This window comes from Streptomyces sp. NPDC054840, assembly GCF_053611065.1.
The window spans coordinates 1-668 of sequence record NZ_JBSGZP010000471.1; the positions used below are offsets into that span (position 1 = coordinate 1).

General features: G+C 79.9%; 1 protein-coding gene. It reads right to left on the bottom strand.

Going from position 1 to position 668, the window contains the following annotated elements; genetic code table 11:
- The coding region (locus ACWGIU_RS27135) for an SLBB domain-containing protein (protein WP_453710017.1) at positions 1-360 on the bottom strand (360 nt) is incomplete at its 3' end.
- Between the last annotated feature and the right edge of the window lie 308 nt (positions 361-668).

Consider the following 668-nt stretch of genomic DNA (forward strand, 5'->3'; position numbering starts at 1 on the left):
GTCGGTGCCGGGACGTACTCCCCCGGCGGCGGCCAGCGCGTCCTCCACCCGCGAACCGGCGGGCAGCCTCCGCACCCCGGGATCCCGGACCTTGCCGGAGACGTCGACCACGATCCGCCCGGCCGCCCCGCCGACCCCGGCCCCCGCTCCCGCGGCCGGAGCCGCCGCGGGTGCCGTAGCCGCCGCCGGCAGGCCCCCCGGGGCGACCACCGCGGGCACGGTCACCGCCCGCGGCCGGGCCGACCAGTACTGCTGCCCGGCGAAGCCGACGGCGCAGAGCAGCACCACCCCGACGGCGACCACCGCACGCGGCCGCACCTCGCAGCGGTCCTGCAGCCACAGCGGCAGCCGCTCCCGCACGGACGGCCTCCACCCAGCCCTTGGGGGCGGCCCGGACGCCTCATCGGGCGGTGCTTCGGCATCCCGGCCATCCGCTCCGTCAGCGGCCGCGGGCGCGGCCTGGAATGCCTCGGGCAGCGGGGACGGCGGGGGCGGGTCCTGCGGCGGGCTGCTGCCGCCCAGCAAGGCCTCGGCCCGGCGGCGCACCGCGCCCGGCTCCGGATGGGGAACCCGTCGGCCGCGACGCGCCGTCCGACGACGCCGCACACGGCGGTCGGAGAGACGGCCGTCGGAGAACCGACTGTCGGTGAGACGGCCGTCGGAGAAGG